Below are 25,998 nucleotides of genomic sequence, written 5' to 3'. Positions count from 1 at the left end.
GGCGAGGTTCAGGTTGAGTACGTCGAACGAGGGTCTGGAGTTACTGTTACTCGACGAAAACGGGAACGTGAACGCCAGGACAGAAAATCGGAAACCGTGACCGCCTACTCCCGCGACCACACCGACGTCAGCGGAATCCGAACGTCGTCGCCTTCCTCGATGATGTAGTTGTACCCGCCGTCCTCGAGCCGGTCTGGGTCGACGAAATCACGGGTGAAGGTCTTCTCGCCGACGTCGACCGTCAGCAGGTTTCCGCGCCCGCCCTCCAGGGCCTCGACCGGATAGGAACCGTTCCCTCGGCCGCGCTGGTCGCGACCCAGGACCGGGTTCTCCGGGTCGGGTTCGCCCCGCCAGGGGTCGCGCTGGTCGTTGTCGACGTAGACGAATCCGGTGTGGCGCTCGAGGAGGTTCTTGTCGGCGGCAATTCGGATCGTCAGTTCGTTCTCGAGGCTCATCTCCCGGGTGAAGTCCTCGACGGTGCCCCGGACGAACCCCTCGGCTTCCTGGATGAGCGGTGATTCGTCGAGGGGCTCGAGGTGCGTTCCGTCCTGGACGTAACCGTACTCGGGCTCGCCGTCTTCGACCGAGTAGAGGCCGAAGAAGCCCTTGAACTCGAAGGTGTCGTCGACCGTCAGCGTGTCGGTCTTCTCGAACGAACAGACGACGTAGTCGGTGCGCCCGTTCGTCAGTTCGACTTTGACGGCGTGGCCCGGCCCGCCCGAAACCGGAACCTCCTCGATCGAGTCGACGACTCGGTCGCCGTCGAAGTGCTCGATCACGGACGTGTACGTCGTTTCGAGGTCCGATCCACGCCGGTTGAGGAAGGCGTACCTGAGGCTGTCCTCTGGCGCGGCGCCCCCGGAGCTGTTCGGGGGATAGCCGTTGGCCAGTTCGACGTCGTCGAAGTCGCCGAACGACGTGAGTCGCAGGTGGACACCGTCGGCGTCGTCGTCCCGCATGTTGAAGTGGTCCTCGATATCCCAGTCGAGGACGACCCGGTCTGCGGGGTCGTCGTCGCGTTCGACCTGGTCGAAGTAGTTGAGCCCGGCCCCTCGCGAGTCTGGCGACCGCGGACTGTTGTACGACGAATCTGCGTACGGCACGCCTTCTCCGGCTAACGTCCCGCCGTCCTGGGCCTCGGGGTTGAGGCCCTCGGTGGCGAGGTCGGCTTTCGTGGTGTGGAAGCCGTAACGGTGGTCGTCGCCGCCGGCGACGCGGAAGAAGTCCACGGCGTAGGAGTGTTCCTCGTCGACGGTGATCATCGCGGTCGTTCGCCGGTACTCGTCGGTCTCCTCGTAGACGTGAGGTGCCTCGACGTCGATCAGGTTCACCCGTTCGTCCTCGCCCTCGAAGTGTCGTGGCTGGCCGACCCAGTGGTGATCCTGGCCGCGTTCGTTGACTACGACCGTGTTGTGGCTGATCGTGTTGTCCGTGAAGAACTGTCGCGGCGGGTGGGAACCAGTGGCCTCGGGATAGCCGAGGTCCCGAGAGAGTTCCATCTCGTGGGCCGCACCGCCGATCTGTAGCGTATCGCGGTGAGCGTGCGGGGTTCCACCGCCGCCGATTCCGTTCCGGCCGTAATACATCCAGAACGCGCGCTTCGCGTTCCCCAGTTCGGCCGCGTCCCGACGTTCGCGGGCTTCTTCGTCGAACAACGTCAAGTAGTACAGCGCCATCTTGTACCCCCCGGAGTCGTCGTTCTTGCCGACGCACTCGAAGCGCATCGTGTTGGTTCCCGCGGGCAACTCGAGCAGGTACGAGATGGTGTCTCGACCGCTGCCATCGGCCATAAAGTCGATGGTGTCGACGTACTCGCCGTTGATGGACAGGTCGTAGATGCCGTAGGTGCTGACGAACAGCGTCTCGAGATCGAGTTCGTACTCGTCGGCGTCTGCGACGTCGAACTCGAACGTCCACCACTCGCCCGCCTGGCTGGCTTCGAACTGGATCGCCTCGTCGAAGCTGTCGTTGATCGGGGCGGAGGCCTCGGCGAACAGGTCGGACGTGTCGTAGGTTTCGCCGAAGGATTCGGTCGTGTAGTTCTCGCCGTCCCGGAGGGCTGCAAAGCCGAAGCCCGCAAGGTTCTGGCTCGGCAGGTCGAGGGGTCCCTCGGCGTCGACGATCGACTGGATTTCCTCGGCGAGTCCCTCGGGTTCGGCGTCGTAGATGGAGCCTCTGATTCCAGTCGTCGAGTAGCCGTTCGAGTAGTGCCACAGCTTGGCGAATCGGGAACCGCCCGTCACCTCGTAGCCGTCCGAAATGCCGCTCTGGCTCATCTCGTTGCCCGCCGGGTGGTGGGTGTCCCCGAGCGCAGGCGAGAATTCGTCCAGGAGCAGGAGGTCCGAGTTGATCTTGAGGGCGCTCTGGAACTTCGGATGCTGGTAGAGGTCGGCGCCGTCGAACCCGTCGTAGCCCTGCAGGTTCTGGGCGACTTGCAGGATCGAGGACATCCGGATCCGGTTGTAGCCGAGGGAGCCCTCGTGCCAGTACCCGTCGCGGTCGCACTGGTCGACGATCGGAGCGAGCACGTTTCCACCCGTCGTGTACCAGTTCTCGGGTTCCTCGTTCCAGACGTCGCCGTCGAAGTACTCGTTGCCGGGCTGGAAGATCCACTCGATGGCCTCCCGCGTATAGCCGTTCTCGCGCGTGTCGTCGAGCACCCGGGCCGAAATCGCGAGTGCCGACAACTGGCCCCGCCCAGGGGCGATCTGGGACGCCTTCGCGGCCAGGAAGATCTCCTGGATGTAGTTCTCCTCGATGTTCTCTCGGATACGCGCAACCGAATCCTTGGCGGCCAGTCCGGGGTATTCGTCGGTCTTCCCATCCAGGAATCTCACGACATCGTCCGCGACCGCCGGATCGTCGAGCGCGGGGAAGAACGCGTCGTAGGCGACAAGCAGCCGCCGGGCGAGGTTGCCCTCCCAGTGTGACCCGATGATGCGACCGGTCTGGCGGCCGCCGTGGCTGTTCCAGAAGCCGTGGGCGTTCTGCTGGTAGTCCGCGATCGTCATCTCGGGGTAGACGTCCGCGATCCGATCAATGAGTACCAGTCCGGCGACCGCGTACTTCGATTCCTCGGTGAGCAGGTAGGCGTCGACCAGCGCGTCGAGAATTCGACGAACCCCACCGGGGCGCCAGACGAACCAGTGGTTGTAGTAGGCGACGAAGTTCCACCGGTTGCCCTCGCCCATCCCGAGGTCGTCGTTCTCGTCGACCCAGCCCCAGCCGTCGTCGACGCCCCAGCCCTCGCCCATCTCGGGGTGTTCCTCGTTGACCAGCAGCGAGTCGTCGGCCAGGTCAGGGTCGAACATTCCCCGGTCGTTCAGGCCGCTCTCTCGGTAGGCGCCGAAGTCGTTCGTCGGTACCGTCAACTTGCCGTCGCCGTGGGGGTCGTCGACGTTCGTCTCGATCTTCCACAGGCGGTCGGTGCCGGGGTCGCTGTCGCCGCCCAGGACGAGGCGTTCGTTCGAGAGGCCACCACCACGCGGAACCTGCTGGGACGTAACGAGGCTCCAGAGGCTATCGAGGTCAGGACCGTACTTCTCGAGGTAGCTATCGGCCGACTCGACGGCGTTGTCGCGCTGGCCCGCGGCCCAGTCGTAGCGACCGATGTTCCGTCGAGCGTTCGCCCGCATCGTCTCGGTCCACATCGTCGGCCGGGTCTTGCGGTGATAGCGCTCGTCGTCTTCAGCCGCGGTGACGGTACCCGTCGGGACCAATCCGGCGAGCAACCCGGCACCGGTCGCCGTCAGGACCGATCGCCGCGAGAGATTCGGATTCGTCAGGGGATTTCGAACCGCGCCCAACTGGTCAATTTCCCACTGGTGGTCGTCACCCGTTTCGGAAGGGTGCTCCTCACGCTCACGTTGCTTGCGCTGTGACATCAAATAACACTCTAACTCGTAGGATATATAGATTTTCATGGTTGAGATACATTTCACAATAACACGAAACGATAGGTCCCTTCGGAGCGAGAACAGGTGGCTCGAGACGGAACGAGGATGCGCGTCCGACGGCTAGTCAGCGGGACAGTTGCCGTCCACGAGCGGTGGATTTAGGACGGGGGCCGCGAATTGGGTGTGCATGAGCCTCGATTTACTCGTCGAGAACGCCCGGATCGTCGATGGCACGGGCGCGCCCTGGTTTCGTGGCGCGGTCGGCGTCGTCGACGGTCGCATCGATCGAATCGCGACGGCCCCCGACCACGGCCTCGACGCCGACACGCGGATCGACGCTGACGGGAGCGTCGTTTCCCCGGGCTTCATCGACGCCCACTCCCACTCCGACCTCGAGCTGTTCGCCGACCCCTCCCTTGCCCCGAAGACCCGACAGGGGATCACCACCGAGATTCTCGGCCAGGACGGGTTCTCGATGGCCCCACTCTACCGGGAGGAGGGCATCGGTCCGTGGCAGGAGTACCTCAGCGGCCTCGCGGGGCGACTCGAGCGCGAGTGGACGTGGAACTCCCTCGGCGAGTACCTCGACGCGGTCGACGACGCGAACATCGCGCCGAACGTCGCGACGCTGGTCGGCCACGGCACCGCCCGCTACGACGTGCTCGGCATGGACGATGTCCAGCCGACCGACGACGAAGTCGAAGAGATGGCAGCGCTCGTCCGCGAGGGGTTCGAGGACGGCGCGATCGGCTTCTCGACGGGACTCGTCTACACGCCGCAGGTGTACTCGGAGACCGAGGAGGTGTCCCGACTCGCGGCCGAACTCGCCCCCTACGGCCGGCCGTTCGTCGCCCACATCCGCAGCGAGGGTCGCTGGATCTGGGAGGCACTGGACGAGTTCGTCGACATCGGCGCCGACCACGACATTCCGCTGCAGATTTCGCACTTCAAGGTCACCGGCAGCGAACAGCAGGGAAAGGCCGACCGCCTGCTCGCACAGGTCGAGACTGCCCGCGAGCGCGGCGTGGACGTCACTGCGGACCAGTACCCCTACACGGCGGGCAGTAGCATGCTGACGTCGTTGTTGCCGCCGTGGGTGCAGTCGGGCGACGCAGACGCCCTCCGCGAGACGCTCTCGGACCCCGACCAGCGCGAGGAGATTCGTCGCGACATCGAGGAGTGGCGCATCGACGGCTGGGAGAACGTCGGCGGCAAGACCGGCTGGGACCGCATCGAGGTGACGAACCTCACCTCCGAGGAATTCGGCGAGGAGGGTGGACGCGACATCGCGACCATCGCGACCGAGCGCGACAGCACGCCGATCGACGTCCTCTGTGACGTCCTGCTCGCGGAGGACTTCGAGGCGTCGATGATCGCCCACGGACTGATCGAGGAGGACGTCCGGACGATCATGGGGAGCGAGCGCGTCATGGTCGGCACCGATGGCCTGTTCGGCGCTCGTCCCCACCCCCGCGTCTACGGCTCGTTTCCCCGAATCCTGGCGAAGTACGTGCGCCAGGAAAACCTCCTGTCGCTCGAGGAGGCCGTCCGATCGATGACGTCGCTCCCCGCTCGAGCGATGGGACTCGATTCGAAGGGCGTGCTCCGTCCGGGCCTCGACGCGGACCTGGTCGTCTTCGATCCGGCGGTGGTCGACGATCGCGCGACGTTCGACGACCCGGAACAGTACCCGCTCGGGATCGAACACGTCGTGGTCGACGGGACGCCAATCGTTCGCGACGGCGAGGACACCGGCGCTCGGCCGGGCGGTGCGATTCGGGCCTGAGTACCGCCTCGATCGACCGATTACTGGCGGGATCGAAAGAACGTTGGTGTCTCGCGGGAATGCTCGAGTGACAATGCGAACGGTACGATTCAGCGACCAGACTGGCTACGCACGACGCGGTGAGTGGACCGGCGACGGCATCGTCGCCGACGGCAAGACGTACGATCCCGACGAGGTGGACGTCCTCCCGCCGTCGGAACCGACGAAGATTATCTGCCAGGCCGGCGGCTACATGGACCACCGCCGGGAGTCGGGCTTCGACGACCGACCGGAACGCCCGGAACTCTTCTTGAAGACGCCCAACTGCGTCGTCGCCCACGGCGACGCCATCGAACTACCGCCAGGACGCGAGAGCGTCGAGTTCGAGGCCGAGTTCGGCGTCGTCATCGCCGAGCAGTGTCGCGACGTCTCGGTCGAAGAGGCGATGGACGTCGTCGAAGGCTTCACCTGCCTCAACGACATCTCGAACCGGGACGACCAAGCGGAGGAGCGCAACTGGGTGCGCGGGAAGGCCTTCGACGCCTCGCTCCCGATGGGGCCCGTGGTGGCCACGCCGCACGAGGTGCCCGACGACGCCACCCTCGAGTTGCGCCTGAACGGCGAGACGAAACAGGAGAGCACGCGCGAACACCTGATCTTCACGGTGCCGGAACTCGTCTCGGACGTCTCCGAACTCATCACCCTCGAGCAGGGCGACGTCATCGCGACCGGGACGCCCTTCGGACCGGACGATCTGAGCGAGGGCGACGTCGTCGAGGTCGAGTTCGAGGGTGTCGGCGTCCTCGAGAACCGGGTGATCGCCCGATGACGCTCGACGGGGACACGATCTACGACGACCTCGGCGTCCCGCCGGTCGTCAACGCGACCGGGACCAAGACACGGATCGGCGGCACGCTCATCCGGGAGGAGTCCCTCGAGGCCATGAATCGTGCGGCAGAGGCGTTCGTCCGCCTCTCGGACCTGCAGGCGGCCGCTTCCGAGCGCATCGCCGAGGCGACTGGCGCTGACGCCGGCTACGTCACCAACGGCGCGAGTTCCGCGCTCACGCTGGCGGCGGCCGCGTGTATCGCCGGCGACGACCTCGAGGTCATGGCCCGGCTGCCCGACACCGAGGACGTCCCGAGCGAGATCGTGATGCCTCGCACCCACCGAAACGGCTACGACCACGCCCTGCGCGTCGCTGGCGCCGAAATCGTCGACGTCGGGGCGAACGACTATACCCTCGGCACCGGTTCGGAGAACACCGAGCCATGGGAGATCGAGGCGGCGATCACCGACGAGACGGTCGCGGTGGCCTACATGGAGAAACCCTACACACGACCGCCGCTCGAGACGGTCGTCGAGATCGCCCACGACCACGACGTCCCGGTCATCGTCGATGCGGCGGCCGAGTTGCCGCCGACCGAGAACCTCTCGAAATTCGTCGAGCAGGGCGCCGATCTCGTCGCTTTCAGCGGCGGAAAGGCGATCCGCGGCCCCCAATCCTCTGGAATCCTCGCCGGACGCGAGGACCTGATCACATCGGTCGCTCGCCAGCACCTCGACATGCACGCTTCCGAGCCCGTGTACGACCCGCCTGAGAGCCTCGTCGACGTCGACGACCTCCCCGGCGTTCCCCGACAGGGGATCGGTCGGTCGATGAAGGTCGGCAAGGAGGAACTGGCCGGACTGATCGCCGCGCTCGACGCGTTCATCGAGCAGGACGACCAGGCGGTACTCGAGGAATGGCACGACCGCGCCGAGCGAATCGCCGGCCGACTCGAGGGGATCGACTGTCTCGACGCTGACCTCGCCAACGCCGGGAAGACCGACGCGGTCACCAGCGTCGTCGTGACCGTAGACGAGGAGCGGTCGCCGGTCGATACCGTATCGCTGGTCGGAGGGCTCCGGGCGGAGAACCCGCGAATCTTCGTCGGCGCCGACGACGTCCACCAGTCCCAGTTCACGATCAACCCCCGGTGTCTCCCGGACGACCAGGCCGAGTACGTCGTCGAGCGGATCGCCGCTCACGTCGGTTTCGAGACCGAGTAAGGGTACCTCGAGGACGACCTTCGGGGGTTGCCCGGCTCGATGTCACCGATGGACGACGTCGAGCCGGCAATAGACGAAAACACCTATTCTCCTGGACGAGAATCTCACCCTATGCGGATACTGTACATCGACGTCGATTCGCTACGACTCGATCACCTCGGGTGTTACGGCTACCACCGGGAGACGTCACCGAACATCGACGAGATCGCCGCCGACGGGCGCCGGTTCACGAACGTTTACGCGTCCGACGCGCCGTGTCTCCCCTCGAGGACGGCGTTCTACACCGGTCGGTTCGGCATCCACACCGGCGTGATCAATCACGGCGGGCTCAACGCCGATCCGCGCCGACACGGTCCCGCCCGCGGCGAACGCTACCCGCGACGCTTCAGAACGCTCGCCTCGATTCTCGGCGAACAGGGGCTTGACACGGCGATGATCAGCCCGTTTCCCGCCCGCCACGACGCCTGGCAGGTCGTCGAGGGATTCGACGAACTCTACGACACCGGCGGCAACGGCTCGGAGCGAGCTGACGAGGTCTACCCCTACGCCCGCGACTGGCTCACCGAGCACGCCGCCGAGGACGACTGGTACCTCCACGTCAACTTCTGGGACCCCCACACCGAGTACACGACGCCGCTCGAGTACGGCCACCCGTTCGCGGACGACGCCGCCCCGGACTGGCCGACCGGGGACGTGATCGAGCGCCACTATCAGGGAACCGGCGCCCAGAGCGCACAGGACCTGTGTAGCTGGGGCGACAAGCGAGACGCGCCCCGGATGCCCCCCGATGTCGCCTCGCGCGAGGACTTCGAGACCATGGTCGACGGCTATGACGTGGGCGTCCACTACATGGACCACCACGTCGGGAAGCTGTTCGACCTCCTGCGCGAGGCCGGCGTCTTCGAGGACACGCTCGTCGTTGTGAGTGCCGATCACGGCGAGAACCTGGGCGAACTCAACGTCTACGGTGACCACCAGACGGCCGACGAGCCGACCTGCAACGTCCCGCTGATCGTTCGCGGCCCCGGGATCGAACCGGGCGTCGACGACGAATTCCGGTACCAGATCGATTTCCCGCCGACCCTCGTCGACCTCGTCGGCGGCGACGTCCCCGAGGGCTGGGACGGGCGGTCGTTCGCCGAATCAGTCACCGATGGGATGGACGACGGAAGCGGCCGCGAACGCCTCGTGCTCAGTCAGGGAACCTGGACCTGCCAACGGGCCGTTCGCTGGGACGACTGGCTGCTGATCAAGACCTACCACGACGCGTACAAGAGCGACCTCGAGGACCTCATGCTGTTCGACCTGGCCCACGACCCGCACGAGACGACGAATCTCGTCGACGAGCACCCCGATGTCGTCCGCGACGGATTGAGCACGCTCCAGCAGTGGGTCGACGACCGCCTGCTCGAGGCCGCTCGGGGCGACCGGGGCGGCAACCCCGGCGCCGAAAACGCCGTCACCGACCCGATGTGGCAGGTCCTCCGCGGCAAGGGGCCGTATTACACGTGGGACGCGCTCGAGGACTACGCCGAACACCTTCGACGGACGGGCCGGGGCGAGCACGCGACGGCGCTGCTCGAGCGACACGGCTGACCGCTCGCGTACTATTAGCGATCGCTTCTAGCGGCTCTCGGCTATTTTTTGCCACTGTGATAATTGCAGATGAAATGGTGCTCGAGCCCCTCGAGGCCTCAGAGTCAAGGGCCGACGGAATCAGGGGGACACGAGATCCGAGGCGAGAGGCGACGTGAGGTCGCCGCCGTACTCGGACACCTCGAACGCCTCGGCGTACTCGATCTCCCGGCCGCGTTCGGGTCCGTGCTGCTCGATCAGGTCGTCGCGGAACCGATCGGCCGTCGCGCGCATCTCCGCGAGTCCCGGAATCGGATCCGTCTCGAGCCACTCGCGCCGGTCGTCTGGATCGTCGGGAACGCCCTCGAGTTCGCCCTTGTTGTACGGCAACCACTCGTACATCTGGGACTCGTGGCAGTCGAGCGCGTCGTACTTGCACTCGACGTGTTCGGGAGCGATCGGCACGACGACGTCCGGCGTGAACGGGTACGGTCGTTCGAACGTGTCGAGCAGGTACGCGAACACGGGATTGTCATCGAGCGCCGGCGTCTCCGGACAGACGTTCGGGACGGTGACCATGTAGGCCGCGTCTCGAACCAGTTGCGAGGTGTACCGGTGATCCGGATGGTAATCGTTCGTCCGGTGGGTCAGCACGAGGTCGGGGTCGTACTCGCGGATCAGTTCGATGACCGTCTCGCGGTTCTCGAGGGTCGGCTCGAGCAGGCCGTCCGGGTTCTGGAGGACGCGGTACTCGATTCCGGCAGTGTCGGCGGCCGCAGCGGCTTCCCGACGCCGTCGTTCGGCGAGTTCGCTCCCGTGCTGTTCGTGGTGGCCGCCGCGGCCGTCGGTCATCGAGACGAAACGGACGTCGTGGCCGGCGTCCGCCCACGAACACGCCAGCCCGCCGGCGCGAATGTCGGGGTCGTCGGGGTGGGCACCGATCACCAGCAGTCGTCTGGACATGGCTACAGTACGGCCGGTGGGTGCGAAAACGTTCCGGTCGCTCGAGAGCGAGGTCGTGGTTGGTGCCGAGAGCGGTCGCGACCCTGGACGACGTACGGATCGCGCTACGAGAGCGCCTCGCCGATCCACTCGAGGTGCGTCTCCGTCAGCAGTGAGTGGTGATAGATCGAGAGGCGGCCGTCGGTCGCCGACCGGATCCCCTCCACGAGGTCGGTCACCTGATTGGCCCCGGAGACGACGGCCGGATCGAGCGTGATTCCGGCATCGATCGGACGGTCGACGACCCGCTCGAGCGCCGCAATTCGCTCGCGGGCCGTCTCCGCGTCGGCGACGTAACACAGCGCCGTCACCCGATCGAGGTGGGCCTCGAGGCGTGCCAGGTCGACGCCCGCCGCGGGGAGCGCCGCTGGCGCCTGGCCGTAGGCCTCCATCGCGTAGTAATTGAGCGGGGCCGATCCGGACGCCGCGGCGAGTCGCTCGATCAATGCCTCGATCACGGTCGCCCGGAACTCGAGCAGGTCGTCCACGAGCGGTTCTTGCTCGCGAAGGTCGTCGACCGGTGGCAGCGAGGCGTTTGGATCGGCGAGCGAGGGGCGAACGAGGTCCTGGACGCGCTCTCGCGCTCGCTCGAGGTCGACTCGGTGTGACGCGGCCGTGGATCGACAGCCGTCGCAGAAACACTGCGAGAGGAGCACCGATTCGCTATCCGTCGTCACTGTCTGGCGCTTGTCGTGGCCGTACTGCGATCCGTGGTCGTGGAACGCGCTCGGGAACCCGACCGACTCGAGCTGAATCTCGTCGATGCCACGGTCGCGGATCGATCTGACGACCGCCGCGAAGTAGTCCCGGACCGCGGGGTGAGACGGGCACAGCGAGTGGTCGTGAGCGTCGCCGAACGCGCTCTCGAACCGGTAGTCGGGGTTCGTCGATCCCAGTCGCGTGTTGTGGAGACAGACCGTCCACGCGTTGACGGCCATCCCGTGATCGTGTGCGCCGTCGACGACTTCCGCGAGCGGTTCGTCCCACGAGCCGACGCGGTTGACCGGCGGCTCAATCGGCAGGTCGTCGAACCGTTCGCCGGGCTCGAAGTAACAGCCGCCGCCGTAGGCGCGAAACAGGTCGTCGGGAAACCGGGGCTGCATCGATCGAACCGAGTGATAGTGGCTGGCCACGTTGATCGCGTCGATCCCGTGATCGCGGAGCCGTTCACAGGCCGCCTCGAGTCCCTCGTGCTCGAGTGTCCAGGGATAGGTCCACAGTGCTGGCATGTCGGGAACGTCGAAGGGGACCGGCATAAAGGTAGTCGCCTCGTCCGTCGAAAGGACGGGAATCCTCGGACCCCAGGGTCGTACGGGGTCGCGGTATCTTTATGCCGGCACAGAAATGAGAGGGCTACCTATGGGCGAACTTGCCATCGACGGCGGACCGAAAGCAGCCGAAGCACTCTCGATCCCGGAGTGGCCACAGCCGACGGAGACGTCTCGAGCGTATCTCCTCGAGGCGTTCGAGAGCGGCGACTGGTGTCGCGGCCCGTGGATCGAACGCCTCGAGAACGAATTTGGCGCGTACCACGACGCCGAACACGCGATCGCCGTCAGTAACGGGACCGTTGCGATCGAACTGGCGCTCCGGGCCGTCGGCGTCGAGCCCGGCGACGAAGTGATCGTCCCCTCCTACTCCTTCATTGCGAGTGCGAGCGTCGTTCCCGCCGTGGGGGCAATCCCGCGATTCGCCGATACCGACCCGGAGACGTTCAACATCGATCCCGACTCGGTACGCGAGCAGATCACCGACGACACGGTCGGGGTTATCGGCGTCCACTTCGCGGGGTATCCGATGGACATGGACGAGTTGCTGCCGATCGTCGAGGAACACGACCTCTTCCTGATCGAGGACGCAGCCCACGCGCAGGGATCGGAGTGGCGCGGCCAGAAGGTCGGCACCTTTGGCGAGTTCGGGACGTTCTCGTTCCAGGAATCGAAGTCACTTCCCAGCGGCGAAGGCGGCATCGTCGTCACCGACAACGACGTGCTCGCGGAACGAGCCCGGGTCATGCAGAATATCGGCCGTTCGCAAGGTGAGACGGGATATCGTCACTACAAACTCGCCTCGAACTCCCGGATGTCCGCGTTCCAGGCCGCCGTCGCGATCGGCCAGCTCGAGAAACTGCCCGAGGAGAACGAACGACGCGAAGCGAACGAGGAACTGCTCCTCGCAGAATTCGAGGAGATCGACGGGATACACACCAAACCGCGAGACGATCGCATTACCGCTCGTGGCTACTGTCTCGAGAACGTTCGCTACGACGGCGAGGCGTTCGGTGGACTTAGCCGCGACCGATTCATCGAAGCAGTGCGCGCCGAGGGCGTGCCGGTCTACGACGGCTACGAAGTGCCGATCTACAAGCAACCGGCGTTCTTCCGCGATCAGGTTCGGCGGCTTCTCCCACCCGGAACGGACGTCCCGGACTACTGGAACCTGCACCTTCCCGGTGCGGAGCAACTGTGCAGGGAGAACGTCGCTTACAGCCATCCAGTGTTGCTCGCCGACGAGGAGGGAATCCGAACGATCCCCACCGCGATTCGAAAGGTGAAAGACCACGTCGACGAACTCCGTGAGCGGTAAGATGACCGACGGTAACGACGATCGACCCGTCGGTGATCGAGCGGACGTCGATTACTCTGCCGACCAGGTCGACGTCAACGGAATCTGCACGTCGTCGTTGTCGTCGATGATGTAGTTGTAGCCGCCGTCCTCGAGTTGGTCGGGGTCGACGAAGTCCCGGGTGAACGTCTGGCGACCAGTGTCGAACGTCACCAGATTCCCGTTGCTGTCCCCGACCTCTTCGATCGGGTAGGTACCGTTGCCCTGGCCGCGCTGGTCGCGGCCTTCGATGGGGTTCGTCGGGTCCGGTTCACCTCGCCACGGATCGGAGTCGTCGTTGTCGACGTAGACGAAGCCGGCGTGGCGCTCCAGGTGGCCTCCGTTACCCGCAACTCTGATCGTCAGTTCGTTCTCGAGGCTCATCTCGCGGGTGAAGTCCTCGACGATGCCCTGCACGCGGCTGACCGATTCCTGGACGAGTGCGGGTTCGTCGAGGGGCTTGAGCCGCGTTCCGTCCTGGACGTAGGCGTACTCGGGCTCGCCGTCTTCGACCGAGTAGAGGCCGAAGAAGCCCTTGAACTCGAACGTGTCGTCGACCGTCAGCGTGTCGGTCTCGTCGAACGCGCAGACCACGTAGTCGGTGCGCCCGTTCGTCAGTTCGACCCTGACGGCGTGACCGTCGCCGCCCTCGACGGAAACCTTCTCGACGTTCTCGACGGCGCGCTCGCCCTCGTAGTGCTCGATCGTCGAGACGAAGTCGCTCTCGAGGCCGCTCCCCTGTCGACGCAAGAGTGCGTAGCGCAGGGAGTCGGGATTGCCGCTCCGGTCAGGTGGGTGGCCGTCCGCGAGGGCGACCTCGTCGAAGTCGCCGAAGGAGGTCAGCCGCAGGTGGACACCGTCGGCGTCGTCGTCGCGATGATTCCAGTAGTCCTCGATGTCCCAGTCGACGGCCACGCTGGAACCGGGATCGGTGTCGCGTTCGACGTTCGTGAGGTAGTTGAAACCGCTCCCGACTTCGCGGTTGTAGTCGGTTTCCTCGCCGTAGTCCGGCTTCCGGATGTCCTCACCTGCGTAGGTGCCGCCACCCTGAGGGACGAGGTCGACGCCCTCGGCCGTCGTCTCGCCGACCTGTCCGTGGAAGCTGAACACGTGATCGTCGCCACCGGCGACGCGGAAGAAGTCCACGGCGTAGGAGTGCTCGTCGTCGACGGTGATCGTCGCGGTCGTTCGCCGGTACTCGTCGCACTGCTCGTAGGCTCGGTAGGCGTCCACGTCGATCAGGTTCACTCGCTCGTCCTCGCCCTCGAAGTGACGCGGCGTGGCGACCCACCGCTGCTCCTGGCGCGATCGGTCGACCGTGACGGTGTTGTGGCTAATCGTCCCCTTCGTGAAGTCGTGTTTCGGCCAGTTGCCGGTCCGCTCGGGGTAGCCAAGGTCGGGCGAGAGCTCGAGCCGGTGAGCTGCCACGCCGAGGTTGAGCGCGTCGCCGTGATTGTGGGTGCTGCCGCCCGCGTTGATGCCCGTTCGGCCGTAGTACATCCAGAACGCGCGCTTGGCGTTGCCCAGTTCTTTGGCGTTCTCCCAGTCCTCGCGTTCGTCCTCGCCGACCACCGTGAGGTAGTACAGCGCCATCAGGTAGTTGCTCGACTCGTCGTTCTTGCCGACGCACTCGAAGCGGAGTTCGTTGGTGCCAGCCTCGAGGTCGACCGTGTACGTGATGGTGTCGCGGGTGAACGAAGGGCTGTAGAAGTCGACGGTGTCGACCTGCTCTCCGTTGAGAAACAGGTCGTAGATGCCGTACGAGCCGACGAACAGCGATTCGATCTCGAGGTCGTACTCGCCGGCTTCGTCGGCGTCGAACTCGAAGGTCCACCACTCGCCGGGTTCGTAGCACTGGAACTGAATGGCTTCGTCGAAGCTATCGTTGACCTCCGTAGAGGCGTCGGCGAACAGGTTCGACGTGTCGTAGGTCGTCCCGAACGACTGGTTCAGATAGTTCTCGCCGTCCCGGAGCGCGGCGAAGCCGTAGCCCGCGAGGTTCTGGCTCGGCAGGTCGAGGGGCCCCTCGGCGTCGATGATCGCCTGCACGTCGTCGCTGAGGTCCTCGGGCTCGGCGTCGAAGATGGAGCCGTTGATCCCCGCGGTCGAGTAGCCGTTCTGGTAGTGCCACAGTTGGGCGAAGATCGGCTCACCAGTCAGCTTGAATCCTTCCTCGACCGAGGTCTGGCTCCACTCGACGGCGGACGGGCCGTGTGCGTCGCCGAGTTGGGGTGTGAACTCGTCGATCAACAGCAGATGCGTGTTCTGGAGGAGCGACTGCTGGAGTTTGGGGTGCTGGTAGAGGTCCGCGCCGTCGAACGCGTCGTACCCCCGGAGATAGTCGGCTACCTGTCGAACCGAGCTGTGTGGGATGCGGTTGTAGTGTGGCGCCTCGATTTCGAAATACCCGTCGCGGTCGGCCCGGTCGACCAGCGGGGTGAGGATGTTTCCGCCGGTAGTGTACCAGTTCTCGGGCTCTTCGTTCCAGACGTCACCGTCGAAGTACTCGTCGCCGGGCTGGAAGACCCACTCGATCGCCTCCTTCGTGTAGCCGTCGGGCTCGTCGAGTGCGCGAGCGGCCTGCACGAGTGCGCTCCCGCCGCCGCTCGCGACGATCATGTTCGAATCCTTGTTCGCTGGCAGGATCTCGCGGTGGATACCATCCTCGATGTTCTTTCGGATCTTCTCGATCGAATCCTTGTCCGCCAGACCCGGGTACTCGTCGGTTCTGTCCTCGAGGAACGCGACGAGTTCGTCGTCGTCCTCCATGCCGGGGAAGAACGCGTCGTAGGAGCGGACGATCGGCCGCATGAGGTTCGACTCCCAGAACGCACCGACCACCTTCCCCGTCTGGCGGCCGCCGTGGCTGTTCCAGAACCCGTCGAGCGTGAACGTGTACTCGGTGAGGTCCATTTCGGGATAGACGTCCGCAATCCGGTCGAGGAGAACGGTTCCCGCCCTCGAGTACTTCCGGTCGCCGGTGTAGAGGTAGGCGTCAGTGAGGCGGCGAACGAGTCCGAGAATGCCTCCCGGCCGCCAGATGTGCCAGTGGTTGTAGTAGGCGACGAAGTTCCACCTGGTACCGGCGCCGCCGCCCAGGTCGTCGTTCTCGTCGATCCATCCCCAGCCGTCGTCGACGCCCCAGCCCTCGCCCATCTCGGGGTGTTCCTCGTTGACCAGCAGCGAGTCGTCGGCCAGGTCGGGATCGAACATTCCCCGGTCGTCCAGGCCGCTCTCGCGGTAGGCGCCGAAGTCGTTCGTCGGCATGGTGAGTTTCCCGTCGCCGTGCGGATTGTCGACTTCCGTCTTCATCTTCCAGAGGCGGTCGTCGCCCGAATCGTGGTAGCCGCCGAGGATCTCGCGCTGGTTCACCAGTCCACCGCCGCGAGGGATTCCCTGGGCAGTGACCAGGCTCCAGAGGCTCTCGAGGTCGGGGCCCAGCCGTTCCAGACGCGCGTCGGCTTCCGCGACAGCGGTGTCCCGTTGACTCGTGGCCCAGTCGTACCGGCCGATGTTCCGTCGGGCGTTCGCTCGCATCTCGTCGGTCCAGATCGTGGTTCGGGTCTTCGCGTTGAGCGCGTCGGACTCCGCGGCGCCGACCGTCCCGGTGCTCGAGAAGAGCCCGCCGAGAATACCGGCGCCCGTCGTCGCCAGCATCGATCGCCGCGAGACGTCGAAGGCGCTCGACCGTTCGGTTACTGCATCCAGTTCCTCTCGAGACCGCTCGCTACGGTCCCGACGTGGCTTGTCATATGACATCCACCCACACATTATTTTACAATACAATATAATTTTCGCAAACTATTGTATCGTTATCACATATCTCGAGTATATAAAACAGGCGTCTGCTCTGGCTAATGATTTAGCCGTTACTCCCGGTTCTAATTCGTCAAAACCGATACGGTGTACTCGTCGCGCGTCGATCGTTTTGCATCCGAATCCACTTTCCAGAGAATTTCGCTCCGATAGGACCTCAAATTCGGTCAGCAGGCCACGAGGGGCCTCGGAGTGGACTTGAAGGTACCACGAGTGGGCCACGAGAGGACCGCTGAAGGGACTACGAGAGGGACTCGAGGTGTGCTCAGGGCCGGTCGAGAACGCCCCGACCGTCTCGCTCGGCGACCTCGACCAGCCACTCGAGTGACGATTCGTACGCCGATGCGGTTTCGGGATAGATCGTCCGATCGGTCTCGCGCAGCCTCGAGAGCGTCTCGATCGCCGATCGGTAGTCCGCCTCGGCCTGGGCGGGCGTTCGATCCCGGAGCGAACGATTCACGTGGGCGAGCAGCGTTCCGGATGGGCGCTTCCACCACGTCGGCAGAATCAGTCCACCCAGTTCGCGATACACGTCGAACCCGTCCGGGACGAACGGGCCGAGCGCGTGTCGGGTCACCGACAGCGAGTAGGATTCCCGGTCGTCGACGCCCGTCGAGTTCCAGAGTCGGTCCGCGAAGATCGGCATCGCCGACGGGAGCGCCCGCTCGAAGTACGCCCGCTCCGCCTCGTCAGAGGGTTCCCACGCGAGCAGTCCCCCGCCGCGAACCTGCGACGCCCGATCGTCCGGGACCGTCGGCCGACGCGTGGGCGCCCACCCGAGCATGTAGTCCTCCGTGATCCAGCCCCGGACGTAGGCCGCGTGGACGTAGGAGTTGATCACGTCGAATCGCCCCTCGAGGAACCGCTCCAGGCTACACCCCTCTACCGGACCTCGGTCGGGCGCCGCGACGCGCCAGAAGTGGATCAGCAGGTCCCGGGGGAGGTCGGGCGACATCGAGATGTCGATCTGGTCGTTCCAGACAATTGTCCGGCGGTCGTGGCCGGCGAGGAAGTCGTGGAGGTGGCGAACGAACGCGTAGAAGTGCTCGGTGTCCGTCTCGGAGCCGTCCGCAGCCATCTTCGCCTGGCAATCGACGCACTCGTTCCAAGAGTACCCCTGCATCTCCCACTCGTCGCCGCCAACGTGGACGTACTCGAAGGGGAACTGCTCGATCACCTCCTCGAGTAGCGTCTCGACGAACTCGACGGTCTCTTCGGAGCCGATACAGATCGTTCGGTCGGCGGGCTCGCCGTCTTCGACGGTACACCGGAGTTCGGGATACCGCTCGAGGAGGTGACTGGCGTGGGCCGGAACGTCGATTTCGGGAACGATGTCGATCCCACGGTCGCTCGCGTAGGTGACGAGTTCATCGACGTCCTCCGGCGAGTACGCGGGGTGGGGCGCGCCGTCCGCGTCCTGGTTCAGTCTGGGGTAGGCCGCAGACTCGAGGGCGTACCCTTCGTCGTCGAGCAGGTGGAGGTGGAGTCGATTGTACTTTGCCCGCGCGGCCTGGTCGATCCGTCGTTTCACCTGCTCGACCGGGAGAAAGCCGCGAGCCGGGTCAAGCATGAACTCCCGCCAGGACGACTCCGGCCAGTCGTGGATTTCGCAGCCGGGCAGGGTCCACTGTTCGTGTCCGTCGCCCTCACCGACTCGTGAAATTCCGGTCACGAACGTCTGGCAGCCGTGTCGAAGGCCGTCGGCGCTCGCAGCGCGAATCGTTACCCTCTCTGCGTCGGCGTCCGCCTCGAGGACGTACCCCTCCGGGTCGCCGACCGCGTCGGAGGGTGCATTGGTGGGCGAGTCCTCAAGACGGAGTTCGACGTCCGCGTCGTCGGTTCCCCGCTGTACCGGAGAGTTCGTCTCCCGTTCGAGGAGCGTTTCGAACAGGGAAACGACGACTGGGGGGACGTCCGCCCCCGTGGCGAGCGCAAATGGCGGCTCGAATCGGACGGTTCCGCTCGCCGTCTCGACGCGACGCGGTCGAGGAACGACGCGTAGCTCGGTCGCTGTCATGTGCTATCGGGTCCGATGGAGGCGAGGGTCTTAATCGTTTGTACCGCCAATCGTCGTGCAATCCCTCGACTGAACACGATAACTGATCGTCACGCCTTCGCTCGAGGTGCGACGCGTCGTTTTTTGGTGGCGACGACCACGAACCCATACCGTGCCAGTATTTATAATTGTTCGAGAATACCCTACACCAGATGGCGATCCAACCAGCCCTGTTCAGCAAGGTTCTGCGCGACCGGAGCCTCGAGAAGGCCGTCGATCTGACGGCCGAAATCGGCTACGACGGGTTCGAACCGATGTGCCGGGGCCCCCACCTCGACGTCGACCGGACGACCGACGAGGTCGCTGCCCTCCGGGAACGACTCGACGATCACGACCTCGACGTTCCGTGTCTCGCGACCTACACGGGTGCGTACGTCGGCAAGTCCCGATCCGAGTGTGAGGCTCAGATCGAGGCACTCGAGCGATTCCTCGAGTTCGCGACCCTGCTCGAGTGCGACTTCGTTCGGCACAATCCCGGCGGACCGGCCCCGTGGAAAGCGACCGACGAAGACGTCGAGACGGCCGCGACGTGGTATCAGCGGGCCGCTGATCGGGCCGCGACGTACGACGTCACCCTCCTGATCGAAATTCACGCCCGCTGGCTCTCCGAGACGGTCTCGGGTACGGAGCAACTGCTGTCGGCCATCGACCGGGACAACGTGGGCGTCATCCACGACGCCGGAAACATGTTCCTCGTCGGCGAGGCGTACGGTGCCGACTCCGTCGACCGACTGGGCGACGACCTGCGCCACGTCCACGTCAAGGACGAGCAACTGGTCGCCGACGGGGACAGGGACAGAAACGGGGGCGAGAACGGGGGCGCCCCCGGAGCGTTCCGCCTCGAGACCGCCGACGGCCTGCGGACGTATCGACCCCGCCGGCTCGGCGAAGGCGAGGTCGATCACACGCCCCTGTTCGAGGCGCTGGCGGCGACCGATTACGACGGGTTCGTCACCGGCGAGTGTAGCGTACCACAGGACGAACCCGGCGACGACGTCGCGATTGCAACGCACGAATTCGACCAACTCACCACACTCATCGACCATGTCAACTGACGACTCTACGACCGACGCTCGTACCGAAACCGACCGACCAGCAACGCGGTGGTCCCGATGACCGACGCCGACGGTCCGCGACTCGCGACCCCGGAGGAGTTCTCGGAGATGATGGGGCTGCTCGACCGTTACTTCGCCTACGAGCGCGGCGGGATGCAAGCCAGCCTCCCGTTTGCATATGACCCGGACCACAGCGACTACCACGCGATCATCGTCGAGGACGACCGCATCGTGAGCCACATCGGCGCCGTCCCACAGACCCTCTCGACCGGAGTCGACGGCGAGACGGTCGAGTGCTGGGGTATCGGCGGCGTCGCCACCGACAGACGATACCGCGGCAACGGCTACATGAGCCAGTTGCTCGAGTTCTGGTTCGATCGGATGGCCGACGAGGACGTTCCCCTCTCCGATCTGAGCGGTAACCGTCAGCGCTACGCCCACTTCGGCTACGAGAACGTCGGCACCGAGTACCAGTACAAGCTCACCGAGCGATCGTTCGACGGTGACGCGACCGCCTCGGAAGCCGTCGTCGGCTACGACGCCGACACCCACCTCGAGACGCTCCACGAGATCCACGAGGCCGAACCGTACCGCGTGGTCCGCGACCTGGACGGGACTCGAACCGTCCTCGGACAGCGCGACCTGGAGACGTTCGTGTACGGCGGTGGCGGTGCCGACGGTGACGCGGATGACGGTGCCGACGCCAGCGCGAACGGCCCCGCCTACGTGAGCCTCACGCGAACGAGTCGCAGCCGCACGATCGAGGAGTTCGGCGGCTCCAAACGCGGCCTCGAGACACTGCTCTCGCACGTCCTGGCGCTGCTCGACCTGAACGAACTGACGGCGCGCGTCCCGCCGTGGCACCCGCTCGAGCCGATCGTCTCTCGTCACAGCCGGTTCTGGACGGCGCGTCCACACCGGAAGTTCCGCATCAACGACCTGCAGGACGTGCTCGAGGCGTTCGAGGGACACCTCGAGGAGCGCTGGCTCGAGAGCGGGCGATCCGGCGAGGGAAGCGTCGAACTCGCCATCGCGGGTGAGCAGTCGGTCCGGATCGTGTACGGTCCCGATGGGGTATCGGTCGAGCCTGGAAGCGACGGACGAGAACCGGACATCGAGTGCGAGCGAACGGCGATGTCGTCGCTCCTGTTCGGCATGCACGACCGGTGTGCCCACCTTCGGGCGGGCGATCCGCTGCTCGAGACGGCCCTGCCGCTCAGATTCTTCGTGTGGGCATCCGAGCACGTCTGACGGTCTCGCTCTCCATCTCGACACGGGTTCCACTTCGGACTCCGTTTTCGGCGTAAGGAACGTCTCGAGACGAGCTTATCGCTTGCTCGGCCGGGTCGGCGTCTCGTCGCTCCCGAAGATTTGCTGCTGGAAGCTCCAGTCCAGGCCAGCGGTGAGCCCGCCGTCGACGACGAGGTGGGTGCCGTTGACGAACGAAGACATGTTCGAGGCGAGAAAGAGAGTCGCGTCGGCGACCTCTTCCGGTCGGCCGAATCGGCCGGCGGGGTACTGGTCGATCCACTGGTCGCGTTGGGTCCACTCGCCGTCGTGTTCGTCCGACGCGCGGCTCTCGCCGGTCTTGTCCATCTGCCCGCTTCGTCGGTCGGTCTCGATGGTCCCCGGGCAGACGACGTTCGATCGAACGCCGTGGCGGCCGTACTGCGTCGCGATGAGTCGCGAGAGGCCGAGGACGCCGCTCCTGGCGGAGGAGTAGGCGATCTGGCCGATTCCGTCCAGGCCGTTGACCGAGGACATGTGGACGATCGAGCCACCGCCACTCTCGACCATCGGCGGGAGCACCTCCCGAGCGGTCAGAAAGAGCGACTTCAGGTTGAGTTCGACGGTCCGATCCCACGCGTCTTCGTCGATTCGATGGAGGTTGTCGTCGTTGATCGAGCCGCCGGCGTTGCTGACGAGGGCGTCGATCTCGCCGAATCGCTCGAGGGTCGCGTCGACCAGCACCTCGATTTCGTCGACGTTCGTGACGTCACAGGGAACGCCGACGGCGTCGACGCCGTACTCAGCGCGAAGTTCCTCCGCGACGGTCGTCACGTCGTCTTCGCTGCGCGAGGAGACGACCAGGTTCGCTCCCTCGGCCGCGAATCGGTCGACGATGGCCCGGCCGATTCCGCGGGTTCCGCCGGTGACGATCACCGTCTCGTCTGCGAGTAGTCCCGACATCGTACTCGAGGTATGCGATGCTATCGTCTTAACCGATTGGGTCACGTCAGGAACCAATCGACCCATCGCTGGCTCACCGTTCGCCATCCGAATAGCCGGTCCAGAAAGACCTTTGAGCTATCGCTCGAGAGAGGACGTATGGCCGACTCACCGACGACCATCGAAGAGCTATCGCTGGAGGCGAAGGTCGGACAATTGATCCACGCGGGAATCGGACTCGGAAACTTCGAGACCGATGCCGGGTGGCCCACCGAGGAGATGAAGACGGTCCTCGAGACCGTCCGACCGGGCGCACTCCGGATCTACGGAAACCACCGGGTGACGCCCCACTTCATGGCCCAGTACACGAATCAGTTACAGGAGTGGGCAGCCGACGTGGACCCCGGAGCACCACTGTTGATCTCCGCGGACTGCGAGTACGGGACCGTCGACATCGTCAGACACGAGACTCGTGCGTACCCGGCGCTCATGGGACGGACGGCCGCCGGCGACGTCGACCTCGCGAGAGACGTCTCGGCGGCCATCGCCCAGGATATGCTGGGTATAGGCCTCACCATGAACCACCAGCCAGTCGTCGACGTCAACACCAACCCCGACAATCCCGTCATCGGCGTTCGTTCTCCCGGCACCACGCCCGAGACGGTCGCCACGTACGCGACGGCCACGCTCGAGGGAATCCACGCGGAAGACCAGGTCGCCGTCGCCAAACACTTCCCGGGCCACGGCGACACCGAACTCGACTCCCACATGGAGTTACCACACGTCACCTACGACCGGGAAACCCTCGAGCGCGTGCACCTGCCGCCGTTCGAGGCGATGATCGAGGAGGGCGTCGACTGCATCATGACCTCCCACATCATCGTCGAGTGTCTCGATCCCGAGCTTCCGGCGACGCTCTCCCCGACGATCCTCACGGACCTCCTCCGGGACGACCTCGGCTTCGACGGCGTCGTCGTCACCGACGCGATGATGATGGACGCCATCGCCGACAACTACCCCGTCGGCGAGGCTGCCGTCCAGGCGATCGAAGCCGGGGCCGACCTCGTCCTCACCGGATTCGTTCCCGCCGACGACCTTCTCGAGACGCGTGACGCGATCCTCGAGGCGGTCGAGTCGGGTCGCCTGTCTGAATCTCGAATCGACGAGTCCGTCGAACGCATCCTGGCGCTGAAAGCCCACTACGATGTCGGTGAGCGCCGGTACGTCGATCCGCTCGAGGCCATCGAGTCGATGGCGAGTGCCGAGCACGAAGCGATCGCTCGCGAGGCCTACGAGCGGTCGTTCTCCCTCCTCGGCAACGGCGACGTCCTCCCGCTTTCTGCGGATTCGTCCGTGCTCCTCACCGGGATCAGGGGCGTCCAGGATCTCGAACCACACCTCGACGCCGCCTTCGGCGACGTTCTCTCCTGCTCGCTCGCCCCCGGCGACGTGCGTACGCTCGACGATCCGAAGCCGACGATGGAGCCGGAGTCGACGGATCGATCCCTCGAGACGCTCCGGTCGGTCGCCGACAGCGTCGACGTCACCGTCGTCACGACCTACGCCCGCGAGGCGTTTCCGGCGGGTCAGCGACGGATCGTCGAGGAACTCGCGACGACGGTGCCGGTCGTCGTCGTCTCTCTCGGCCTCCCGAACGAGTACCGTGACCTGCCAGAGGGCGTGGCCTACGTCGCGACCTACGCCCAGGACCGTCTCGGTCTGCCCTCGCCGCTGCCGGACTCGGCCGGGGTGGCACTCGCCGACGTCCTTACTCGGGATCACGACGTGCTAGAGTCACTCCCGGTAGAGTAAGGATCGTCGGGCAGTCGTTTCGATTGGATACGGTTTTTCGTCACCCGAACATCCGAACTGCCGTGTGACCCTTTGGTTCGCTTCTCGAGCACGTCTTCGGCTATCGTCCGGACTGGCTATCGTACTCGAGATGGACGATCCAGAACAGTACTCGCGCCTTCGACTTTTACGAATCTCGAAGACGACTCGAGTGTGGCAGTGTTGCAGATAGTCCGTGTGGTCCCGACTGCATCGATCCGCGTCGAAAAGATGAAGGAGAATCGCTCGTCCGGTCGTTTCCTCGGTTACTTCGGGGAGATGTGCCCGCGCATGGCGGCGTGGAACGCGCCACGGTAGGCTTCCCAGTCGCTGTTGTCGGTCGCAAACTCCCAGTTCTCGACGTTGCCCCACGAACCGGACATCGGCTGGAACAGGTCGATTCCGGGGAGGTAGAAGTTCCAGAACCAGGTGAACGTCTCGGCGATCTCCTTGCTCCGTTCTTCGGTATCCGCCGTCATCCACTCCTGGAAGAGTTCGTACAGGTTGACCTCCTGGGTCGACCCCGAGAGGTCTTCCTGGCCGACTTCCTCCGGAATTTCGACGATGAGTTCCTTGCCGTTGTACGGCGAGCGACTCTCGCCGTTTGCCAGGGCATCCTCGATGAGCGCTTCGTCGCCCAGGTCGTTGCCGGCAGCGTGCGTCGGTCGGAAGTACGCGTACGGGTGGGCGATCAGCGAACCGTGGTTACCCATGGAGAGGTCGAAGTCGACGTGGTCCTCGGTGCTGTCGTTGTACGCTGCACCCTCGAGAACTTGCAGATCCGTCTCGAACCCGAAGTTCGAGAGCTTGTCCGCTGCCGTTCGGGCGGGGTTCGAGGCCCAGTCGGGGACGACCATCTCGAGCGAGATGGGCTCGCCTTCGTCGTCAACCCAGCTGTCGCCGTCCTGTTCGTAGCCGATCGAGTTGAGGAGCTCCGCTGCGCCCTCTTCGTCCGCGCCGACGGGGTATTCGATGAAGTCGTCGGCGTAGTCGCCCAGGCGCTGCTCGGTGACCGCCTCGGGAAGTCCCGTCTGTGCCGTCCGAACCGTGTTCGGTGGCGCGAAGTTCTCGGAGACGTTCTCGATGCTGAGGAGGTGTGCGATGGCTCGGCGGAACTCGAGTTGACGGATGTGCTTGGAACCTTGCCCGTCCATCATGAACTCGAGTTTCCGCATGAACGTGCTCTCGAACTCCCCGATCGTCTCCAGGTGATCCACCTCCTGGTCGCCGAGCCAGTTCGAGAGTTGGGCGAACCCGAAGTCGAGGTCGCCGCCGACCATCTGCTGGGCGATGGCGTCGCCGGAGGCGAGCACGTAGTCGAGCTTGTCGATCTCGATTTCGTCGGCGTACGGGTGATCTTCGAACAGTTCGCAGTAGATGCCCTGTTCGTCGTAGTCGACGGCCTGGAAGGCACCCAGGCCGAGACCTTCGTCGATGAAGGTGTCCATATCAATCGGCATCTCCTCGCCCAACCGCTCCTCGATTTCGACCCGTTCGTCGTCGGTCGTGGCGTCCTGGAGTTCTTCGGCCCACGGTTTGTACTTGTCTCGGTGTCCTCGCATCATCTCGCCGAGGTAGCCCCCGAGGTAGTTCCCGACCAGTTCGGGGTTCTGCGGCTCTTTGTACTCGCGGATGATTGTCCCACCGTTGTTCTCGAGGTGGAGGGCCGCGTAGTCGCTAGAATCCGGGTTGAGCAAGCGAGCGACCTCGCCGTACCAGTACTTGTCGGCGGCGTTGACCACGTCGCCGTTCCACCAGTAGAAGTCCTCGTTGTGGTGGACGGTCAGTTCCTGGGTGTCGGCGTCGTACTCCCAGTCCTCGATGAGGTCGAGGGACATCGAACCGTCAGCGTACCACCGCTGGACCGGCTCGAGGAGCAGCCACGAGGGCGTCCACGGATAGCTCGGTGCCCACGTGTTCCAGTTCATCTCGGTTGGGATCGACTGCATGAACGTCGTGATCGTGGTCGAATCACCGCCGTTCCCACCGTTCCCACCATTTCCACCATTGCCGTTACCATCGTCTTCGGTACTGAAGCAACCAGCAACGCCACCGGTGACCATTGCTGAGGTTGCTGCCATCATCTTCCGCCGAGTGAGGTACTCCTTCGCGGAAGAGATAGTCTTATCTTTGTTACCTTGCGGCATACGATGACTACGTTACAAACAGTACCCTAAA

The 25,998-nt window shown here is 64.9% G+C and carries 15 protein-coding genes; 8 read left to right on the top strand and 7 right to left on the bottom strand.

Going from position 1 to position 25,998, the window contains the following annotated elements:
• Positions 1 to 104 precede the first annotated feature (104 nt).
• A complete protein-coding gene (locus J1N60_RS12655) occupies positions 105 to 3,884 on the bottom strand; it encodes a carbohydrate-binding protein (protein WP_312907918.1) in 3,780 nt (1,259 codons plus the stop codon).
• A gap of 199 nt (positions 3,885 to 4,083) precedes the next feature.
• On the opposite strand from J1N60_RS12655, the gene J1N60_RS12650 reads away from it, so the two are divergent.
• From J1N60_RS12650 to J1N60_RS12635, 4 genes are all read left to right on the top strand, one after another.
• Positions 4,084 to 5,682 carry an N-acyl-D-amino-acid deacylase family protein gene (locus J1N60_RS12650; protein WP_312907916.1) on the top strand — a complete coding sequence of 533 codons (1,599 nt, stop codon included), beginning with the start codon at positions 4,084 to 4,086 and terminating at the stop codon, positions 5,680 to 5,682.
• A gap of 73 nt (positions 5,683 to 5,755) precedes the next feature.
• Positions 5,756 to 6,490: a fumarylacetoacetate hydrolase family protein gene (locus J1N60_RS12645; RefSeq protein WP_312907914.1), complete on the top strand. Its 735-nt coding sequence runs from the start codon at positions 5,756 to 5,758 to the stop codon at positions 6,488 to 6,490.
• On the top strand, positions 6,487 to 7,713 hold the full coding sequence (locus J1N60_RS12640) for an aminotransferase class V-fold PLP-dependent enzyme (protein ID WP_312907912.1): 1,227 nt from the start codon (positions 6,487 to 6,489) through the stop codon (positions 7,711 to 7,713). The genes J1N60_RS12645 and J1N60_RS12640 overlap by 4 nt, the downstream gene beginning before the upstream one ends.
• A 111-nt stretch (positions 7,714 to 7,824) precedes the next feature.
• Positions 7,825 to 9,309, top strand: coding sequence for a sulfatase family protein (locus tag J1N60_RS12635; protein WP_312907910.1), 1,485 nt, complete (start codon positions 7,825 to 7,827; stop codon positions 9,307 to 9,309).
• A gap of 120 nt (positions 9,310 to 9,429) precedes the next feature.
• On the opposite strand, the gene J1N60_RS12630 is transcribed toward J1N60_RS12635, so the two are convergent.
• Both J1N60_RS12630 and J1N60_RS12625 read right to left on the bottom strand, forming a co-directional pair.
• Complete coding sequence (locus J1N60_RS12630) at positions 9,430 to 10,251, bottom strand: PIG-L deacetylase family protein (protein WP_312907908.1); 822 nt, start codon at positions 10,249 to 10,251, stop codon at positions 9,430 to 9,432.
• Positions 10,252 to 10,355: 104 nt separating this feature from the next.
• Positions 10,356 to 11,519: a hypothetical protein gene (locus J1N60_RS12625; RefSeq protein ID WP_312907906.1), complete on the bottom strand. Its 1,164-nt coding sequence runs from the start codon at positions 11,517 to 11,519 to the stop codon at positions 10,356 to 10,358.
• Between the two features lie 130 nt (positions 11,520 to 11,649).
• Here J1N60_RS12625 and J1N60_RS12620 point away from each other — a divergent pair, with 130 nt between their 5' ends.
• Entirely contained in the window at positions 11,650 to 12,876 is a 1,227-nt protein-coding gene (locus tag J1N60_RS12620; protein ID WP_312907904.1) for a DegT/DnrJ/EryC1/StrS family aminotransferase, read from the top strand.
• Between the two features lie 51 nt (positions 12,877 to 12,927).
• On the opposite strand, the gene J1N60_RS12615 is transcribed toward J1N60_RS12620, so the two are convergent.
• Both J1N60_RS12615 and J1N60_RS12610 read right to left on the bottom strand, forming a co-directional pair.
• On the bottom strand, positions 12,928 to 16,653 hold the full coding sequence (locus J1N60_RS12615; protein ID WP_312907902.1) for a heparinase II/III domain-containing protein: 3,726 nt from the start codon (positions 16,651 to 16,653) through the stop codon (positions 12,928 to 12,930).
• A gap of 322 nt (positions 16,654 to 16,975) precedes the next feature.
• Positions 16,976 to 18,727, bottom strand: coding sequence for a family 20 glycosylhydrolase (locus J1N60_RS12610; protein WP_312907900.1), 1,752 nt, complete (start codon positions 18,725 to 18,727; stop codon positions 16,976 to 16,978).
• A 191-nt stretch (positions 18,728 to 18,918) separates the two neighbouring features.
• On the opposite strand from J1N60_RS12610, the gene J1N60_RS12605 reads away from it, so the two are divergent.
• Together J1N60_RS12605 and J1N60_RS12600 are read left to right on the top strand one after the other, a co-directional pair.
• Positions 18,919 to 19,821, top strand: a complete 903-nt coding sequence (locus tag J1N60_RS12605; protein ID WP_312907898.1) for a sugar phosphate isomerase/epimerase family protein — start codon at positions 18,919 to 18,921, stop codon at positions 19,819 to 19,821.
• A gap of 57 nt (positions 19,822 to 19,878) precedes the next feature.
• Positions 19,879 to 21,072 (top strand): GNAT family N-acetyltransferase, encoded by a 1,194-nt coding sequence (locus J1N60_RS12600; RefSeq protein ID WP_312907896.1) that lies wholly within the window; start codon positions 19,879 to 19,881, stop codon positions 21,070 to 21,072.
• A 75-nt stretch (positions 21,073 to 21,147) separates the two neighbouring features.
• On the opposite strand, the gene J1N60_RS12595 is transcribed toward J1N60_RS12600, so the two are convergent.
• Positions 21,148 to 22,011, bottom strand: a complete 864-nt coding sequence (locus J1N60_RS12595) for an SDR family NAD(P)-dependent oxidoreductase (protein WP_312907894.1) — start codon at positions 22,009 to 22,011, stop codon at positions 21,148 to 21,150.
• 138 nt (positions 22,012 to 22,149) lie between these two features.
• On the opposite strand from J1N60_RS12595, the gene J1N60_RS12590 reads away from it, so the two are divergent.
• The gene (locus tag J1N60_RS12590; RefSeq protein ID WP_312907892.1) at positions 22,150 to 23,802 is read left to right on the top strand and encodes a glycoside hydrolase family 3 protein; all 1,653 of its coding nucleotides are present in this window, start codon (positions 22,150 to 22,152) and stop codon (positions 23,800 to 23,802) included.
• 284 nt (positions 23,803 to 24,086) lie between these two features.
• Here the strand turns inward: J1N60_RS12590 and J1N60_RS12585 are convergent, their stop codons facing one another.
• Complete coding sequence (locus J1N60_RS12585) at positions 24,087 to 25,901, bottom strand: ABC transporter substrate-binding protein (protein WP_312907890.1); 1,815 nt, start codon at positions 25,899 to 25,901, stop codon at positions 24,087 to 24,089.
• Between the last annotated feature and the right edge of the window lie 97 nt (positions 25,902 to 25,998).

It is taken from the genome of Natronosalvus caseinilyticus (genome assembly GCF_017357105.1).
GTDB classification, from domain to species: Archaea; Halobacteriota; Halobacteria; order Halobacteriales; family Natrialbaceae; genus Natronosalvus; species Natronosalvus caseinilyticus.
Note: the sequence above shows the minus strand (reverse complement) of the source record. Positions and strands in the feature narration are given on the sequence as shown.

Coding starts and splice junctions, on each gene's coding strand:
- J1N60_RS12655 (WP_312907918.1), bottom strand. CDS start 3,884: ATGTCACAGCGCAAGCAACGTGAGCGTGAGGAGCACCCTTCCGAAACG.
- J1N60_RS12650 (WP_312907916.1), top strand. CDS start 4,084: ATGAGCCTCGATTTACTCGTCGAGAACGCCCGGATCGTCGATGGCACG.
- J1N60_RS12645 (WP_312907914.1), top strand. CDS start 5,756: ATGCGAACGGTACGATTCAGCGACCAGACTGGCTACGCACGACGCGGT.
- J1N60_RS12640 (WP_312907912.1), top strand. CDS start 6,487: ATGACGCTCGACGGGGACACGATCTACGACGACCTCGGCGTCCCGCCG.
- J1N60_RS12635 (WP_312907910.1), top strand. CDS start 7,825: ATGCGGATACTGTACATCGACGTCGATTCGCTACGACTCGATCACCTC.
- J1N60_RS12630 (WP_312907908.1), bottom strand. CDS start 10,251: ATGTCCAGACGACTGCTGGTGATCGGTGCCCACCCCGACGACCCCGAC.
- J1N60_RS12625 (WP_312907906.1), bottom strand. CDS start 11,519: ATGCCAGCACTGTGGACCTATCCCTGGACACTCGAGCACGAGGGACTC.
- J1N60_RS12620 (WP_312907904.1), top strand. CDS start 11,650: ATGGGCGAACTTGCCATCGACGGCGGACCGAAAGCAGCCGAAGCACTC.
- J1N60_RS12615 (WP_312907902.1), bottom strand. CDS start 16,653: ATGTCATATGACAAGCCACGTCGGGACCGTAGCGAGCGGTCTCGAGAG.
- J1N60_RS12610 (WP_312907900.1), bottom strand. CDS start 18,727: ATGACAGCGACCGAGCTACGCGTCGTTCCTCGACCGCGTCGCGTCGAG.
- J1N60_RS12605 (WP_312907898.1), top strand. CDS start 18,919: ATGGCGATCCAACCAGCCCTGTTCAGCAAGGTTCTGCGCGACCGGAGC.
- J1N60_RS12600 (WP_312907896.1), top strand. CDS start 19,879: ATGACCGACGCCGACGGTCCGCGACTCGCGACCCCGGAGGAGTTCTCG.
- J1N60_RS12595 (WP_312907894.1), bottom strand. CDS start 22,011: ATGTCGGGACTACTCGCAGACGAGACGGTGATCGTCACCGGCGGAACC.
- J1N60_RS12590 (WP_312907892.1), top strand. CDS start 22,150: ATGGCCGACTCACCGACGACCATCGAAGAGCTATCGCTGGAGGCGAAG.
- J1N60_RS12585 (WP_312907890.1), bottom strand. CDS start 25,901: ATGGCAGCAACCTCAGCAATGGTCACCGGTGGCGTTGCTGGTTGCTTC.